14 protein-coding genes and 1 tRNA gene are annotated in these 17,338 nt (G+C 62.6%); 7 read left to right on the top strand and 8 right to left on the bottom strand.

The features are described from left to right. Positions 1-132 precede the first annotated feature (132 nt). The 6 genes from gltA to glmU form a co-directional block, all read right to left on the bottom strand. Positions 133-1,542: an NADPH-dependent glutamate synthase gene (gltA, locus tag ABCN01_RS04285; protein WP_342996874.1), complete on the bottom strand. Its 1,410-nt coding sequence runs from the start codon at positions 1,540-1,542 to the stop codon at positions 133-135. After that, entirely contained in the window at positions 1,533-2,372 is an 840-nt protein-coding gene (locus ABCN01_RS04280) for a sulfide/dihydroorotate dehydrogenase-like FAD/NAD-binding protein (protein ID WP_006235793.1), read from the bottom strand. Before ABCN01_RS04280 ends, gltA begins: the two co-directional genes overlap by 10 nt. Before the next feature lie 374 nt (positions 2,373-2,746). Further along, positions 2,747-3,376, bottom strand: coding sequence for an aminoacyl-tRNA hydrolase (pth, locus tag ABCN01_RS04275; RefSeq protein ID WP_342996873.1), 630 nt, complete (start codon positions 3,374-3,376; stop codon positions 2,747-2,749). 351 nt (positions 3,377-3,727) lie between these two features. Beyond that, entirely contained in the window at positions 3,728-4,744 is a 1,017-nt protein-coding gene (locus ABCN01_RS04270; RefSeq protein ID WP_343014206.1) for a hypothetical protein, read from the bottom strand. 562 nt (positions 4,745-5,306) lie between these two features. Then, positions 5,307-6,293: a ribose-phosphate diphosphokinase gene (locus ABCN01_RS04265; protein WP_022094252.1), complete on the bottom strand. Its 987-nt coding sequence runs from the start codon at positions 6,291-6,293 to the stop codon at positions 5,307-5,309. 191 nt (positions 6,294-6,484) lie between these two features. Beyond that, positions 6,485-7,897: a bifunctional UDP-N-acetylglucosamine diphosphorylase/glucosamine-1-phosphate N-acetyltransferase GlmU gene (glmU, locus tag ABCN01_RS04260; protein ID WP_342996871.1), complete on the bottom strand. Its 1,413-nt coding sequence runs from the start codon at positions 7,895-7,897 to the stop codon at positions 6,485-6,487. 199 nt (positions 7,898-8,096) lie between these two features. On the opposite strand from glmU, the gene ABCN01_RS04255 reads away from it, so the two are divergent. From ABCN01_RS04255 to ABCN01_RS04245, 3 genes are read left to right on the top strand one after another with little or no spacing between them, the layout of a single operon-like run. Beyond that, a complete protein-coding gene (locus ABCN01_RS04255; RefSeq protein ID WP_342996870.1) occupies positions 8,097-8,984 on the top strand; it encodes an energy-coupling factor transporter transmembrane component T in 888 nt (295 codons plus the stop codon). Beyond that, a complete protein-coding gene (locus ABCN01_RS04250; RefSeq protein WP_343014204.1) occupies positions 8,984-10,627 on the top strand; it encodes an ABC transporter ATP-binding protein in 1,644 nt (547 codons plus the stop codon). Before ABCN01_RS04255 ends, ABCN01_RS04250 begins: the two co-directional genes overlap by 1 nt. A gap of 4 nt (positions 10,628-10,631) precedes the next feature. Next, on the top strand, positions 10,632-11,345 hold the full coding sequence (locus ABCN01_RS04245) for a DUF6580 family putative transport protein (RefSeq protein ID WP_342996868.1): 714 nt from the start codon (positions 10,632-10,634) through the stop codon (positions 11,343-11,345). A gap of 536 nt (positions 11,346-11,881) precedes the next feature. Here ABCN01_RS04245 and ABCN01_RS04240 read toward each other — a convergent pair. Further along, positions 11,882-12,700, bottom strand: coding sequence for an exodeoxyribonuclease III (locus ABCN01_RS04240; RefSeq protein WP_342996867.1), 819 nt, complete (start codon positions 12,698-12,700; stop codon positions 11,882-11,884). A 113-nt stretch (positions 12,701-12,813) separates the two neighbouring features. Here ABCN01_RS04240 and ABCN01_RS04235 point away from each other — a divergent pair, with 113 nt between their 5' ends. From ABCN01_RS04235 to ABCN01_RS04225, 3 genes are all read left to right on the top strand, one after another. After that, entirely contained in the window at positions 12,814-13,566 is a 753-nt protein-coding gene (locus ABCN01_RS04235; protein WP_342996866.1) for an NAD-dependent protein deacylase, read from the top strand. Between the two features lie 94 nt (positions 13,567-13,660). Further along, positions 13,661-15,388, top strand: coding sequence for a 2-amino-4-hydroxy-6-hydroxymethyldihydropteridine diphosphokinase (gene folK, locus ABCN01_RS04230; protein WP_342996865.1), 1,728 nt, complete (start codon positions 13,661-13,663; stop codon positions 15,386-15,388). Next, positions 15,389-16,090, top strand: a complete 702-nt coding sequence (locus ABCN01_RS04225; RefSeq protein WP_342996864.1) for a hypothetical protein — start codon at positions 15,389-15,391, stop codon at positions 16,088-16,090. A gap of 145 nt (positions 16,091-16,235) precedes the next feature. Here ABCN01_RS04225 and ABCN01_RS04220 read toward each other — a convergent pair whose 3' ends face one another. After that, entirely contained in the window at positions 16,236-17,009 is a 774-nt protein-coding gene (locus ABCN01_RS04220) for a type III pantothenate kinase (protein WP_342996863.1), read from the bottom strand. A 196-nt stretch (positions 17,010-17,205) separates the two neighbouring features. Here ABCN01_RS04220 and ABCN01_RS04215 point away from each other — a divergent pair. Then, positions 17,206-17,282: transfer RNA gene (locus ABCN01_RS04215), tRNA-Met, on the top strand. Positions 17,283-17,338: the final 56 nt, after the last annotated feature.

Below are 17,338 nucleotides of genomic sequence, written 5' to 3'. Positions count from 1 at the left end.
GACCAGGCCCCCGACCACCACAAAGGTGCCTGTCCCCTTTGTGGTGGTCGGGGCGGCCGGCATAGAAAAAAGTCCCCGCCGGGCGTGTGCTCGACGGGGACTTTGCCGTTTGGCGGTTAGCGCTGTAGGTGATTACTCGCCCAGCAGGCTCTTGGTGATGGAAGCGGCGGCCTTCTTGCCGGCGCCCATCGCCAGAATGACCGTAGCGGCACCGGTGACGATGTCGCCGCCGGCCCAGATGCGGGGATCGGTGGTCTGGCCGGTCTCCTCGTCGGCGATGATGTAGCCCCACTTGTTGAGCTCCATCTTGCCGCCGATCTTCTTTGCGAAGGGGTTGGCGTTGGTACCGATAGCCGAGATTGCGACGTCGCAGGGAATCTCCTCGATGGCGCCCTCGATGGGCACCGGGCGACGACGGCCGGACTCGTCGGGCTCGCCGAGCTCCATCTTCTGGACCTTGACGGCGCACACGGAGCCGTCCTCGCCAGCGACAAACTCGAGCGGGGAAACGAGCGGCAGAACCTCGACGCCCTCGGCCTTGGCATGGTGCAGCTCGGCGCGACGGCAGGGCATCTCGTCCTCGGTACGACGATAGGCGATGATGGCGTGCTCGGCGCCCAGGCGCTTGGCGGTACGGACGGCGTCCATAGCCACGTTGCCGCCACCAAAGACGACGACGTTCTTGCCGTGCTTGGTGGGGGTGTCGTACTCGGGGAACTTGTTGGCCTTCATCAGGTTCACGCGGGTGAGGTACTCGTTCGCGAAGAAGACGTTGGGCAGGTTCTCGCCGGGGACGTTGAGGAACTTGGGCAGGCCAGCGCCGGTCGCCACGTAGATGGCGTCGAAGCCCTGCTCGAACAGCTCCTCGGCCGTGGCCATGTTGCCCACGACGGAGTTGTACTCAAACTTGACGCCCATGTCCTCCAGGCCGTCAATCTCGCGCTTGACGACCGCCTTGGGCAGACGGAACTCGGGGATGCCGTAGACCAGCACGCCGCCGCCGGTGAAGAAGGCCTCAAAGACGGTAACGTCAAAGCCGTTACGGGCGAGCTCGCCGGCGCAGGTGATGCCGGACGGGCCGGAGCCGACGACGGCGACCTTCTTGCCGTTCTTGGGGGCCATCTTGGGCGTGGAGGCGAGCTCGGGGCGGTCACCCAGGAAGCGCTCGAGCTGGCCGATGGCCACGGGCTCGGACTTCTTACCACGGATGCACTTGCCCTCGCACTGATTCTCCTGCGGGCAGACGCGGCCGCAGATGGCGGGAAGCATGGAGTCCTCGCGGATGGTATCGAGAGCGCCGCCGAAGTCCTTCTCGCGGATCTGCTCGATAAAGCGGGGGATGTTGATGTTGACGGGGCAGCCCTCAACACAGAACGGCTTCTTGCAGTTGAGGCAGCGCTCGGCCTCGGCCAGCGCCATCTCCTCGGTGAAGCCCTTGTCGACGGGGCGGAAGTCGCAGGCGCGCTCGGCAGCCGGCTCCTCGTTATCGGGGGTGCGGGGCGACTTCATATCGGCAACGAAACGACCGTTAACTAGTGGCATGCGCAGCTCTTTTCCTCATAGGCCTTGAGGGACTCGCCCTCTTCGGAACGGTAAGCGGCCTGGCGGGCACGAAGGTCATCCCAGTCGACCAGGGTGGCATCGAAGTCGGGGCCGTCGACGCAAGCGAACTTGGTCACGCCGCCCACCTCGACGCGGCAGCAGCCGCACATACCGGTGCCGTCAACCATGATGGGGTTGAGGGACGCGGTGATGGGGGTGTCGTACTTCTGGGCGGTGAGGGTCGAGAACTTCATCATCGGAACGGGGCCGACGCAGAAGACCTGGCTCACGGCCTTGTCCTGCAGCAGACGCTCCAGCGGAGCGGTGACAACGCCCTGCTCGCCGTAGGAGCCGTCGTCGGTGGTGATATGGATGTGGTCCTCGTCGAGGAGCTCGCGGAACTGGTCCTCCATGAGCAGGAGGTCCTTGGTGCGGGCGCCCATGATGGCGTGCACCTCGTGGCCGGTCTCGACCAGGTGCTTAGCGACCGGGAAGGCAATTGCCAGGCCGACGCCGCCGCCAATGACGGCGCAGGGGCCCTCGGCCATCTCGGTGGGAACGCCCAGCGGGCCCACGACGTCGCGCAGCGACTCGCCGGCCTCGTAGGTGGACAGCATCTCGGTGGTCTTGCCGATCACCATGAAGATGAACTCGACCCAGCCCTCGTCACCGTTCCAGCCAGCTAGGGTAAACGGGACACGCTCGCCCGTCTCGTTGGCACGAACCATGAGGAACTGTCCAGCGTGCGCATGCTTGGCGATTGCGGGCGCCTCGATGCGGAACTTGAACACCTTCTCCGAGAACTGCGTCTTCTCCAGGATCTTATACATAGAACCCCTCTCTTGTTAGGGCCGCCGAACCGTGCCTCCACGGAAATGGACGGTAGCCCGAGTAAAACCGTACGTGCACAGGCGTTGTGCAGACATACGGTGCAAATTATACCCTCATGGACATGTCACTTACGTGTGTCTTCGGCGGTTGGGAGCAGGGTTTATCCACTTCGGCTTACCAAAGGGGGAGAGGTTTATTTTGGTCAGTTTTAGAGGGTAAAACGGCAAAGGGGGCCGGCCTCGGGTTGTGATGAGGCCGGCCCCCTTTGGGGTGCTATATGTGTATAGCGGCGCACGGTTTATTGCGATGCCGCAACTGGGGCGTTTTCGCAGGTAAAACCTGCCAAAATAAACCTGTCCATAAATGGTAGGTTTTAGTGCTTGCCGTTGGCGGAGGCGGCGCCGTTGACATGGTCGCGGGCATAGACCACGCCGTGCACAATCGCCAGGCCGGCGGCGTCGGCCGCGCGGGCGCAGGTGTCTTGGAAGTCCTCGGCCTCGCGGGCGCGCAGCTGCTTAAGCACGTAGTCGGCGACGGCCATCTTGCCGGGAGGGTTGCCGATGCCGGTGCGGATGCGGCTGAAGTCGCGGCTGCCCATCTTGTCGATGATGGAGCGCAGGCCGTTGTGGCCAGCATGGCCGCCGCCCACCTTAACACGTACGTCGCCGGCGGGAATGTCGAGCTCATCGTGGATCACGAGCAGCTCCTCGGCCTTGATCTTGTACTCGCGGCAGAGCTTGGAGATGGGGCCACCCGAGGTATTCATATACGACTGCGGTTTGACCAGCACAATCTGGCGCTTGCCGCCCTCTTCCTCGGCATCGTTGATGTTGATGAGCGCGACCTCGGCGCCTGCTTGGTTTTTCCAGTACGTGACGCCGGCCTGACGGGCCAGCTCGTCGATCGCCTTAAAACCGGCGTTGTGGCGGGTCTCGGCATACTCATCGCCAGGGTTGCCAAGTCCGGCAACCATGCGAATCTTAAGCGGCTGTGCAGCTGCCATGTTCATCCTTTCGTTGATTTGTCGCCTGCTATGGTGAGCGACCCTGTTGCCGCTGTCAAATGGAGGGCAATTGAGGTTGTTTGGGGGCGTTTGGACGGCCGTCGAAATCCGAGGTGGACAGTTGGTTCAGATATGTATAAGTTCTGAGGACTCGAATTGCTCAATTCAATGCCGATACGTTGTTTTGGAGCTTTAGTTAGTCCGTATGGCGCTGTTTTGAAGTCTATCCTGCTTTCAAATAGGGCGAATGGTATAGAGATAGCTACAAAACAGTCTAATTCAATGTGTCCATTTATACGTATTTGAACTAACTGTCCAGCCCTGTTCGACGGCGCACGGGTGATTCGCCGTTTAGACCGGCGCAAGGCCGATTCCGGTCCGCAGAGCGTTGAGCCAAGCGGCCTGACGCTTGCGATAACCCTTGATGCGATATCGGAATCGGACTCCCGCGAGTCGATGCATCGTTTGGGCGAAGGCTTCGAGTGCAACAAGGTCTTTCATTTGGTCGCGATTGATAACCAGGACGTGGATGCCCATTGCCTTGAGGCCATTATTCCGATTGCCATCGTGGACGCGAGTGTTTTGAAGCTCATGCCCAATTCCGTTGTATTCGTTGTCGACTCCGGCTGCCGGGCAATACAGGTCGCAGATGGCGTAAGGGATGCCGGAGGACATGTTGACCGCAAGAGTGTCGAAGTCGATTCGATAGTTGAGTAGCAGGCCTCCCATGGGCAGATTGCAGCATCCGAATCCGCCAAAGCGCATGGGCGCTCCGAGAACGGCAAACATTAGGGATTCGGCTGGGGATGCGGATCCAGCTCGGGCGAGTTTGACTGCCGTGCGAAACGAGGCGTATGAGCTACTTTTGGCGAACCGTGCGACCGCCTCGAGCTCTTCGATGGTCGTGGCGGGCTCGCATTTGTAGTGCGCTTGTTCATAGCGGGTTTCGTTCTGCTGTTCGGTCGCCGACTGGTCGTCCCGGCAATCGAGGTCGTCCATCGCTTCGTAGACATCGCCCTTGGGCCAGATGTCGTCATAAGCAATGGGGTATGTTGCCCCGGGAGGAAGGGAGTAGGTTCCGAGCAGTTCCATGAGAAGCATCAAGGTTTTGGCGACTGATTCATTTTTGGAACAAAGCATGGCTGTCATGGCAGGAGACGTTGCGTAGATGTCGGCCTCGATGTGCATAATTGCACCTTCAGGAAGCGAAGCGGAGAGAATATGCTGAAGAAGTCGCTTGTCGGGACGTCTGTTGTCTTCGCTTGAAACGAGAAGATCAAGCAGTTCGGAATCATCTTCATTCCAGGCGTCGAGTATCGAAAGTGCGCCAAAGTCTATCGCGTCATTGTTGGGAATGCAGCTAGCCAAGGCATGTGCTTGCTGTTCGCTATCAACGGAGTCCCAGGGTAGGGCAGAGTACGCCCGTCGTGCGCGACGAATTGCGCGGAGGGCGGAGAGATGTGAAATCACGGTCGTCATAGCTATAACGTACTAAGTTGGCGGCAGAATGCGACCGCCATACCGTTCTTTTCGCTCAGCGGGGCGCTGTGCGCCATGAACGGCTGGGTGTTATGAAATCGGTGGAATCGGCTGAGGGGATTGCAGGAAATTGAGCTCTGCCGCGAAGGTTGACGATAGCTACTGGACAGTTAGTTCAGATACGTATAAGGCGACGGGCATTCGAGGCGTTTCTAAGGGCCTTCGAGGGTGATTTGAGGGTAAATATGCGGCGGTTGTACTCGAAAACGATGAGCTTTGGGCGGCATGGCATCCGCCGGGGAGCTCAGAAGGCTCCGAACGGCCCTTTGGGGCTTTAAAAAATACGTATCTGAACTAATTGTCCAGGGAAGGTTGGCGAGGGATAGAAAAAGGGCCGGAAGCGAGCTTCCGACCCTTTAAAAGCATCAAAGATGGTGCGATGCGCGTTGGACTACAGCGCGAAGTCGCCGCCGACGAGCGTGGAGACGGGCTCCTCGTGGTAAACGGCGGAGATGGCCTGAGCGAACTCCTCGGCGACCGAGATGGTCTTGATCTTGCCGCCGACCTCGACGGGAATGGCGTCGGTGACGAGGCACTCGACGATGGGGGCGTCGTTCAGACGCTCGATGGCCGGACCGGAGAAGATGCCGTGGGTGGCGCAGACGTAGATGTCGCCAGCGCCCATAGCCTTGAGCTCCTTGACGTTGGCGCACAGGGTGCCCGCGGTGTCGATCATGTCGTCGTTGATGATGCAGGTCTTGCCCTTGATGTCACCGATGATGCCCATGACCTCGGCGGCGTTGTGGCGCGGACGGCCCTTGTGGGCGATGGCCAGGTCGCAGCCGAGCATGTCGGACAGCTTCTTGGCGGCCTTGGCACGACCCACGTCGGGGGAGACGACAACCAGGTTGTCGGTGTCGAAGTGCATGTCGTTGTAGTACTGGCCAAACAGAGGCAGTGCGGACAGGTGGTTAACCGGGATATCAAAGAAGCCCTGGATCTGGCCCTGGTGCAGGTCGAGGGTGATGATGCGGTTGACGCCGGCGCGCTCGAGCAGGTTGGCGACGAGGCGGGCGGTGATGGGCTCGCGCGGGCCGGCCTTGCGGTCCTGGCGGGCATAGCCGTAGTGGGTGATAACGGCGGTGATGGAGCGGGCGGATGCGCGCTTGGCAGCGTCGGTGGCGATGAGCAGCTCCATGAGCATGTCGTTGACGTTGCCGCCGGCCACGGACTGAATCAGGAAGACGTCGGCGCCGCGGACGGTCTCGTCGTAGCGGGCGTAAATCTCACCGTTGGCGAACTGCTTTAGCGTAAGGCCCGAAAGCTCGACCCCAAGGTACTCAGCGATCTTCTGAGCGAGGGGACGGTTGGAGGAACCGGAATACACGCGGATGGACTTGCGCATATTCTCCGACTTCTCGGGATCATTAATCGGCATTACCCTTCTCCTTTATATCGAATGCCATATAGATGCCTTGTTGCATTGTAACCGCGCGACGGGGTTAATCGGGTCTTGATAACGTCTTTACCGTCAACGGACACGAACCGACCACTCATCCGGTTGCGCAGGTCACGATAGAAAAAGGAGCCGCCCCCATGGGAACAGCTCCTTAGATGCTTGGTAAAACGTTATATCTCGTCGTCCTCGTGCAGACGGCGGCGATAATCGGCGGCCCAGCCCTCAATATTTACCTGACGGGCACGACCCAGGCCGAGTGCGTCAGCCGGGACCGGCTCGGTGATGACGGAGCCGGCGGCCACGAGCGCGCCGTCGCCGATCTGGGCGGGTGCGACCATCATGGTGTCGGAGCCGATGAAGGCATCGTTGCCGATGACGGTCTTGTGCTTGTGCACGCCGTCGTAGTTGCAGGTGATGGAGCCAGCGCCTACGTTGACGCCGGAGCCCATGGTGGTATCGCCGATGTAGGACAGGTGCGGCACCTTGGAGCCCTCGCCGATCGTGGACTTCTTGATCTCCACGTGCGTGCCGGCCTTGGAGCCGTCGAGCATGTGGGTGCCTGGGCGCAGGTAGGCGCGCGGGCCGCAGTCGACGCCGTTCTCGATGACGGCCTCGATGGCGATGGTTTCATCGATGGTGCAGCCGCTGCCGACGGTGGTGTCGGTGAGGCGGCTGTTGGGGCCGAGCTGGCACTCCTCGCCCACGGTGACGTGGCCGATCAGGTGCGTCTGCGGCCACACGACGGTGTCGCGGCCGATAACGGCATCGGGGCCGATCCAGGCCTGCGTGGGGTCGATGAAGGTAACGCCCTCGGCCATCCAGTGCTCGTTGATGCGGTCGCGCGCGATAGCGGTGAGCTGCGCGAGCTGGATGCGGCTGTTGACGCCCAGGCCATCGCGGTAGTCATCGCAGTGGAAGATGGAGACTGCCTGACCATGGCCTTTGAGGATCTCGAGCATGTCGGGCAGGTAGTACTCGGACTGCGCGTTGTCGTTGCCGATCTCGTTAATGTGGGCGGCGAGCTGCGCGCCGTCGAAGGCGTAGCAGCCGGCGTTGCACTCGAGCAGCGTGGCGGCCTGCTCGGGTGTGCAGTCCTTCTGCTCGATGATGCGCTCGATCTGGCCGTCGGCGCCCAGCTTGATGCGGCCGTAGCCGAAGGGGTCAGGCGGGGTCATGGTCATGACGGTGCAGGCGAGCTCGCCGGTAGCGACGGTCTGCGCGAACTTGGCGACGGTGTCGGCGGTGATGAGCGGCAGGTCGCCGTTGAGCACGACGACCGGGCCCTCGGCGATGCCGCAGGCCTCGAGCGCGACCTTCACGGCGTGGCCGGTGCCCAGGCGCTCGGTCTGCTCAACGCACTCGACCTTGGTGGCGCTGTTGGCGTAGGCGCCGTCGATGAGGGCGCGCATCTCGTCGGCGTGGCTGCCGATGACGACCACGACGCGGCTGCAGCCGGCCTTGATGGTGGCGTCGACGATCCACTGGACCATGGGCTTGCCCAGGATCTTGTGCGAAACCTTGCAGTGGTTCGACTTCATGCGGGTGCCCTCGCCGGCGGCGAGGATAATTGCGGTTGCGTCCATGTGATCTCCTGTTACGTTATAGAGACGTGTGCTTGGAAACGATACACGGCGCAATATGATACCGCAGGCATATGATGAGCGCGTAACGATTGACGCGTGACGGCTGATGTCGCTGCCGCCGGCGTGGCGTTTGCGCTGCTTGCGTGCGGCGTTGGCGGTGATGCGGAGCTGTCGTTTGAGCGAGGAGACGGGGGTGCCCGTGGACAACATACGTGAGGAGTTTGGCGGCGAGCCCATCGCGGCATTCTCGATGTCGCATCCGGCTGTGCCGGCACTCTATATAGTGCTGACGCTGGGGCTCACCATGTTCTCGATGCAGCCGGTGCTGATTGCGCTGTCACTTGCGGGCGGGCTGGCGTATGGATTTGCGACGCGTGGGGCTGCCCGCACGCTGGGCGCACTTCGCTGGCAGCTGCCGGTGATTTTGATTATCGCGCTGGTCAATCCGCTGTTTAGTGCCTCGGGCTCGACGGAGCTGTTCCGTATTGGTATGCGCGCGGTGTATCTGGAGAGCATGGTATACGGCCTGTGCATGGGCGGGCTGCTTGTGGCGAGCGTGCTGTGGTTTGAGGCCGCGGCGTCGATGCTCGAATACGACAAGGTGCTCGCGCTGCTGGGTAATGCCGCACCGGTGATCGCGCTCATGATCTCGATGTGCATGCGGCTTATCCCACAGTTTTTGCGCCGCGGTCGTACGGTGCTGGCGGTGCAGGATGCGATTGATGTGCCGGGCCGCGCGCCGGCCGACCCCGTTCGCTCGCGCCTGCGGGCATCGAGTGTGTTGATGGGCTGGGGCATGGAAGATTCGCTGGAGCGCGCGGACGCGATGCGCTCGCGCGGGTGGGGTGCCGCGACGCGTCGTACGACGTATGCGCGGTATCGGCTGGGGCGCGGCGATGTTGCCGCGCTGGTTGGGCTTGCACTGCTTGGCGTGGTCACGGTGACAGTGGCGTGGACCGCGACGACGCAGTATTCGTTTTATCCTCAGCTCTTGGTGCCGGCGCCGTGGCCGGGCTATGTTGTGTACGCTGCCTGGATGGTGCTGCCTTGCGCGCTGCACGCGAGTGATGAGAAGAGGTTTGGCTGATGGCTCGGTTGGATAGGGGCCCGGTGTCGGGCACGGCGTGCGGCCCGGATATGCCGGCGATTGAGGTGCGGAGCCTGAGCTTTGCCTACCCCGATGCTGATGCTGCGGTGCTCGAGGGGCTCGACTGGTCTGTTTCCCAAGGTGCATTTGCGCTGCTTGTTGGCGGTACCGGATCGGGTAAGTCGACGCTGCTGTCGCTGCTCAAACCCGAGATCGCTCCGGCGGGCGAGCGCACTGGCGAACTGCGCGTGCTGGGCGAGAACGTCGCCGACATGGGTGTGCGGGCATCGGCGGAGCGCGTGGGCTATGTGTTCCAGGATCCCGAGAACCAGATCGTGTGCGAAACCGTGTGGCACGAGATGGCGTTTGGCCTGGAAAACTTGGGGCTAGCGCGTGATGAGATGCGCCGTCGCGTAGCTGAGACCAGCTATTTCTTTGGGCTGGAAGACTGGCTTCACCGCGATACTGACACGCTTTCGGGCGGTCGCAAACAGTTGCTGTCGTTGGCGGCCGTTCTGACGCTGCGCCCGCGCGTGCTGCTGCTCGACGAGCCCACGTCTCAGCTTGATCTGGTTGCGGAGAAGAATTTCCTGCACGCGCTGTTTCGTGTGAATCGCGAGCTGGGCTGCACGGTTGTTGTGGCGACGCATCAGCCGCGCCCAATGCTCGAATACGCGACGTGTGCGTACCGGATTGAGGACGGTCGCGTGCGCGAGGTGGCGGATATGGCTTCTTTGGGACGCCGAGAATCGCTGGTTTCCGATGATATGTTGGGGTGGGGTGCCATCCGATGTGCAAAAAAAGGAGTATTCAGCAGGCGTGAGGACAATTTGGGCTCTCTGGAGCCGCCCGGGGACGTATCGAGCGCGAAAAAAAGTTCGGAATTGGACAAATCGTCCGAATTTGTGGCGCAAACGTCGCTCGAGAACGGCTCGGAAGCCTTCCCGCGCACGGATGGAAGCAGAATACTCCAAAAAATGCACGCTGGGTCGGCTACCACCCTGGCAGGGAGCTGGTTTCGCTACGATCGCGCGGGCGGTTGGGTGCTGCGCGGGCTCGATGCGTCGTTTTCGGCTGGCGCGGTGCATGCGGTTGTGGGCGGTAACGGCTGCGGCAAGTCGACAATGCTTTCGGTGCTGGCGAAGACCGCCAAGCTACAGCGCGGCCGCATGGTGCGCGGGGCGGCCTCGGCTGCGCTGCTGCCGCAGAACCCCAAGGCCCTGCTGGTTGCCGAGACGGTTCGCGATGAGCTGATGGAATGGGCCTCGACCTGCGGATATGACGAGAACTTGGCGCGGGAGCGCGCGGCGAGCCTGGGGCTGTCGGGCCTGGATGGGCGCCACCCGTACGATCTTTCGGGCGGACAGCGCCAGCTGCTTGCGTTGGCAAAGCTGCTGCTGATCGGCCCCGAGCTGCTATTGCTCGATGAGCCCACCAAGGGTCTAGACCTGTTCAGCCGCCGCATTATCGCCCGCGCCCTGCGTGACCATGCGAAGGCTGGCGGCACCGTCATCATGGCTACGCACGATTTGGACTTTGCCGAGCAGGTAGCCGACGACGTCGCCATGATGTTTGACGGCGAGATTGCCTGCATGGAGCCCCCGGCCGACTTCTTTGCCGACAACGTGTTCTATAGGGCGTGATGGGATGACGGACTGTCGTTTCTCGCGTTTACTCACAAAACTGGAGATCCCGCTGTTGTTGGCGGTGCCGGCGGTGATGGCAGCGGCGTTGCTGGCGGGCGTTGAGCAGGCGGCGCTTGCCATGCTTGTCGTGGTGGCGCTCGTGCTCGCGCTGTTCTTTGCGGGCTACGAGGCGTCGCGACCGGGCCTGCGCCAGATTATGCCCACGCTGGTGTTGGCGGCGCTGGCTGCGGCGGGCCGCATCTTGTTCGGCCCCATTCCCGACTTTAAACCCGTGAGCGCCATCGCCATCATCGCCGGGGCGACGCTCGGGCGTCGCAACGGCTTTATGGTCGGTGCGTTGGCAGCACTAACCAGCAATTTCTTTTTTGGGCAGGGCATGTGGACGCCATGGCAGATGTATGCCTGGGGCCTGGTTGGCTATGTTGGCGGTGCGCTGGCGCATGCCGGTGCGTTCGACCGTGCGGATGGAACCGTGCGCATGCCGGCGCTGATGGCGTACGGCTTTGCTTCGGGTCTGCTGTACGGCGTGGTGATCAACGCGTACGACATTATCGGTTTTGTACAACCGCTCACGTGGGCGGGCGTCGTGGCGCGTCTTGCTACCGCCGTACCGTTCGATATCACGCACGGACTCGCGACCTGCGTGTTTTTGGCCGTCCTGTACAAGCCCTGGTGTCGCCGCATCAACCGAGTCGTCGTGAAGTACGGGCTGTAGGGCTGGTTGCGCCGGGGCGGGAATCAATACTGCCGAAGCGCCATTTCAAAACTACGCCGGTTTACGGGGCCAGATTGGCACAGGCAGACCATACCGGCTTTTTTCGAAATGGAGCAAGCCGTTTACCTGCGGTTTTATTATTTCAGAATTCCGTATGGTTAGGGCTTCGCGATTCAGCCCCGTAAACCGGCATAGTTCTGGAATGGCCGGCTTATAGACGGGCATCGTGGCCCTCAAGAGCCAAATTGATCCGTTTTCTTCCGTCTCCAGACGTCCCCGGGGAATCAGCTGAACCCGCCCGCCACGGAATCGGCCTATCTACTACGTTTGACCCGACATCCCCAAGCACAATCGCGTTTTATGAAAAACCGCAGGCTTTCTACCTGCGGTTTTCTTTTTGCGTTGTTCGCTGTGGTTGAGGGTAGCGGCTTGAACGTAGTAGATGGGCTGGTTTCGTGGCGGACGGGGTCACGCAGGCGCCCTTGCGCGGGCAAAAGTGATCCGTATTCCTTCGTCCCCGGGGGATCATTTGGGGGTTAGAGCTCTAGCGTGAGGGTAACGGGGCAGTGGTCGCTGCCAAAGATGTCGCCGCGGATGCCGGTGTCGCGTACGTTGTCGGCGATTGCGTCGCTTACCAGGAAGTAGTCGATGCGCCAGCCGGCGTTGTTCTTGCGGGCATTAAAGCGGTAGCTCCACCAGCTGTAAACGCCCTCGACGTCGGGGTTTGCCGCGCGCCAGGTATCGGTAAAGCCGGCGTTGAGCAGTTCGGTAAACTTGCCGCGCTCCTCGTCCGAAAAGCCTGCGTTGCCGCGGTTGGACTTGGGGTTCTTAAGGTCGATCTCCTCGTGCGCAACGTTAAAGTCGCCGCAGGTCACGACGGGTTTGCCGGTCTCGCGCTCGAGCGCGCTCAAAAAGTCGCGGTAGGCATCGTCCCAGGCCATGCGCACGTCGATGCGGGCGAGTTCGTTTTGCGCGTTGGGAGTGTAGACATCCACAAACCAGAACTTGTCGAACTCCAGCGCGCAGACGCGGCCCTCGGTTGCGGCTTGGGCGACGAGCTCGGCCGCCTCGCCCTCGCCGGCGTAGGGTAACAGCGCATCGGCGTGCAGCACGCGCAGCGGTTCCTGGCGGCTAAAGACCGCAGTGCCCGAGTAGCCTTTACGCTCGGCGTAGCTCCAGGTTTGGCGATAGCCGGGCAGGTCAATATCAACCTGGCCTTCTTGCAGCTTGGTCTCTTGCAGCGCCAGGATATCGACGTCGAGTTCTTGCGCGATCTGGATAAAGCTCGGGTCCTTTTTGAGCACGGCGCGCAGGCCGTTGACGTTCCACGAGGCGAAAGTGTAAGTCTGAGGCATGGTGTCCTTTCGACGGGGTTGGCAGGCTTAAGATTAACGCAACAAGAGCGGGGCGGAGTCCGCGAGTGATAGTGCGAACGCCGCCGTCCCGGAGACACGGACGGAGGACTCATATGACGCAGGCAATATCGGACCCCAGGCAGGCCTCCGCCGCGCTGGCGGATCTGTTTGACACCCACAAGCGCGTGGTCTTCTTTGGCGGCGCTGGTGTTTCCACGGCAAGTGGCATCCCCGATTTCCGCAGCGTGGACGGCCTGTATCACCAGCAGTTTGCCTATCCGCCCGAGACCATGCTGTCGCATAGCTTTTACGAGGCGCATCCGGCCGAGTTCTTCGACTTCTACCGCACCAAGATGATCGCGCTGGGCGCCAAGCCCAACCACTGCCACGCCAAGCTGGCGGAGCTGGAGCGCGCCGGCAAGCTTGCCGCCGTGGTGACTCAAAACATCGATGGCCTGCATCAGGCGGCTGGTTCACGGCACGTGTTTGAGCTGCATGGCTCGGTCCACCGCAATATCTGCCAGACGTGCGGCGCGGTCTACAGCGCCGAATGGATTTGCGCGCGCGAGCACGAGGATGCCGCGGGCGTGCCCGTGTGCCCTGCGTGCGGCGGTCGCATCAAGCCCGATGTGGTCCTCTACGAAGAACCGCTCGATGAGCGTGTGCTTACCGGCGCCGTTGCTGCCATCGCCGCATCCGACGCCCTTGTCGTGGGCGGGACCTCGCTCGTGGTGTATCCGGCGGCGGGCCTCACGCGTTACTTTACTGGCGATGCGCTGGCCATTTGCAATTTGGCACCCACCGATCAGGATGCAAATGCCGACCTGCTGATTTCTTGCGACATCGCGGCCGCGTTTGCATTCTAGCCCGCGCGCGCGGATACAATAGAAAGACTGATTGCAAAGCGACCCCGCCGCCTGTGCCCGAGCGCGGCGACGTGGGCATTTTAGGAGGATGTTCATGGCGAACGACAGCAAGACATGGCGGTGCGGAAAGTACGAGCTCAGCTTTGACCGTCCGCGTATCATGGGCGTCCTCAACGTGACGCCCGATTCGATGAGCGACGGCGGTGAGCACTTTGACCAGGATGCCGCTATCGAGTACGGCCTGGCGATGCTCGATGCCGGCGCCGACATCATCGACGTGGGCGGCGAGTCCACGCGTCCTGGCTTTACCCCGGTCAACCCCGACGAGGAGGCGCGTCGCGTGCTGCCCGTCGTGCGCGCGCTCGCCAAAGAGGGCGCCATCGTCTCGATCGATACGCGTCATGTGGCGGTTGCCAAGGCGGCAGTGCGCTGCGGTGCTTCGATTGTCAACGACGTGACGGGCTTCACCGATCCCAAGATGGTTGAGTTCGTTAAGACAAGCACCTGCGGCGTTATCGTAATGCACGCCGGCGAGGTCGCCGCACCCGCACGCACGCACGCGACGGTGCAGCTCGATACCTCGGCTGCGGCGTTTGTTGCCGAGAAGGCACGCGAAGCGGCTGTCGAGGCCGCGCGCGAGGCCGAGAAGCCGGCCCGTCGCCGTCGCGGCAAGTTGCTGGGCGAGCCCAAGGTTGAAGCCAAGCTTCCGGGCGGTGTGGTACAGCCCTCGCTGCCGCTTGGCGAATCGGAGCCCGCGCCCGAGTCCGAGTCAGAGAAGCCGGCTGCCGAGCAGGCTGCCCCTGCCGCCGCTGCGCCCGAGACCGTGCCCGCAGCTGCCGAAGCCGCACCAGAGCCCAGCGATCACCTGGCCGCCATGATGCGCCGCAGTGCCCGCCGTGAGGAAGCCTATGTGCCCACTTCGCAGCTCCGCCGCTTTACCCTGCCCGATTCTGCACCCATCATGCGCCGCGTCATGGGCTTTCTGTCCGATCAGGCCCGCACGCTCATCCATGCCGGCGTGTCGCGCGACCGTATCTGCATCGATCCCGGCTCGGGCTTTGGCAAGACGGCCAACGAAGACATCGTCATCCAGCGCGAGACCGCCAAGATGGCGTCGCTGGGCTATCCGCTCATGTGCGCCGTGTCGCGCAAGCGCTTTGTGGGCGCCGTCTCGGGCGTGACCCAGGCCGCCGCGCGCGATGCCGCCACGTTTGGTGTGTGCCTGGGCGCCATCCAGGCCGGCGCCAACATCGTGCGCGTGCACGACGTCGCTGGCTTTGCGCAGTTCCTGAACGGTTACTGGGCTGTCGCCGAGCCGCAACCGCGCCGTGCGTTTGTGGCCGTGGGTTCCAACCTGGGGCATCGTTGCGACAACATCCGCGCCGCGCGCAACATGATTGCCGAGATTCCGCTCACCTGCGTGTCCAACTCCTCCAAGATCTACGAGAGCGAGCCGGCCTACGAGACGCGCCAGGACGCGTTTGCCAATGCCGTCATCGAGATCAAGACCGAGTTGGCGCCGTTGGTGCTGCTCGACGAGCTCATGAAGATCGAGGCCGAGCTGGGGCGCGACCGCTCCAAAAAGGCCAAGGCCAACGGTCCGCGCACCATCGACCTGGACCTGCTGTGGATGGACGGCGAGACCCACGGCGGCCAAAAGCTGCGCCTGCCGCATCCGCTCATTGGTGAGCGCGATTTTGTGCTGGTGCCGCTCGAGGACCTGATGCACGACCCGGCGCGGTTCTTCCGCTACAACGGTGTCGAGGTCAAGGAGCCCGAGGACCGCGTGGGCCATATCGTGGGCGAATTGGGGCGTATGTAGATGATCGAGATGAATGCTGTTGCCGCCGGCACCGAGCTCGACGCGGCGCGTGACGCGGGCCGCGAGGGCGTGTCCGCGGGCTGGTGCGCGTGGAGCGCGGGCGATGCTTCGCTGACGTTTTCGCTGGTCGTGCGTCCGGATGTGAACATGCATGCCTTTCACGGCCTGCCGTTTGTGGCCGCGATGGGCATGATGGACGTGCTCGTGGGCACGGCTTCGACGCCGGGGTTGGGCCTTGCCGGTAAGGTGGGTATCCAGTGGCCGAGCGATATCGTGTGCGGCGCGCCCGCGTTTGAGACGTCGCTCGCGCGTGTTGCCGTGAACGGCGGTGCCGGTGCTGCGGGCATGTTCGGTGCCGTGACGGTTGATATTGAGCGTTCGGCGCTGAGCGAGCTTGGTGTGGACGTGGCTGACGAAGCGCTGGTCGAGACGCTGGCCGCCGCCGTGCTGGCCCGCGTGGACGCCTGGGCGGTTGTTGCCAACACGCCGCAAGGCGCCGCAGGGCCGCTGGCTCCCGTGCTGGGCGAGTACTTCGACATGGTGCCGCTGCTGGGCCGCCAAGTTGCGGCGGTGTCGCCCAACGGCCTGCCGCTTGCGGTCGGTGTGTTTGCAGGCCTGGACATCTGGGGCCGCGCGACCATTAAGACCGATGCCGGCGAGCAGGAGTTTCCGCCCGAGGCCGTACGAATTCGCGGGCTGTAGCGCGGGGCGTTCGCGCCCAAAGATAGACATGACAACAAGACCCTCCTCGGCCTGTGCCGGGGAGGGTTTCGCCTGTCTGAGGAATAGGCTTGGCGAGCATTTGCGGGGACTGTGGCATCGGGCGCGCTCGACTTAAGCCCCTGCTCTATCCCAGCTTCTGCATGCGGCGGTAGATTTCGCAGATGCCCTTGATGGTGAGTTGGCCGTCTACCACGTCGAAGGCATCGGTCGAGCCGGCGACGATGCCGGCGAGGCCGCCCGTGGCGATAACGGTGGCATCGTCGCGGCCCAGCTCGCGCTTCATGCGCGCGACCAGGCCCTCGGCCATGGCGGCGGCGCCCGTTACGGCGCCGACCTTGATGCACTCCTCGGTATCGCGGCCGATGGCGTGCTCGGGCGCCTCGAGCGGCACGCTGGCGAGCTTGGCGGCACGGGCGGCAAGCGCGTCCATGGAGATGCGAATGCCCGGCGCGATCGCTCCGCCAATGTAATAACCGTCCTCATCGATGACGTCGATATTGGTCGCGGTGCCAAAGTCCACAACGATTGCCGGCGCGCCGTAGAAAGTTTCGGCCGCAACGGCGTTAGCGACGCGATCGGCGCCTACGGCTTGGGGACGCGCCGCGCGCAGCTTGGTCACCGCGGCCGTCTGCGGCCCGATGACGATGGCGTCCGCGGCAATGCGGTCGGCCACGGCGTGCCATTCGCGCGAGAGCTGCGGCACCACGCCGGCAAAGGCGATCGCGTCGACCGCGTCGAGCGAAAGGCCGTACATCTTAAAGAAACCCATCAGGCGCACATGGATCTCGTCGGCGGTATAGGAGCGGTCGGTGGGCATGCGCCACGACTGCACCAGCTCGTCTCCGTCAAACAGGCCCATGGCCGTCTGCGTGTTTCCCATATCGATAGCGAGCAGCATGTCTACTCCCAGTGTTGGCATAAAAGGACGCGCACCATTGTATACGCGTCGCCGACGGCACTCGGCTGCGATTCGTTTACGGTGATAGGGGCCGAGGGGTTTAAATATGAAGGAATTATGCTCTACGAGATTTTCCTTGTCGTTTACCGAACTCCCGCGTAATATTCTTTCTTGCGCACATGAGGCGCCCAGACATTGCGGGGTGGAGCAGTCTGGTAGCTCGCCGGGCTCATAACCCGGAGGTCGTAGGTTCAAATCCTGCCCCCGCGACCAAGAACTTGCAGCTCGTCGGCCTAGCCGGCGAGCTTTTTTGTTATTCCGGGACCGTG

Source organism: Collinsella aerofaciens, assembly GCF_039062365.1.
GTDB lineage: Bacteria > Actinomycetota > Coriobacteriia > Coriobacteriales > Coriobacteriaceae > Collinsella.
The sequence above is the reverse complement of the archived record's forward strand: the minus strand, read 5'-3'. Positions and strand labels throughout refer to the sequence as shown.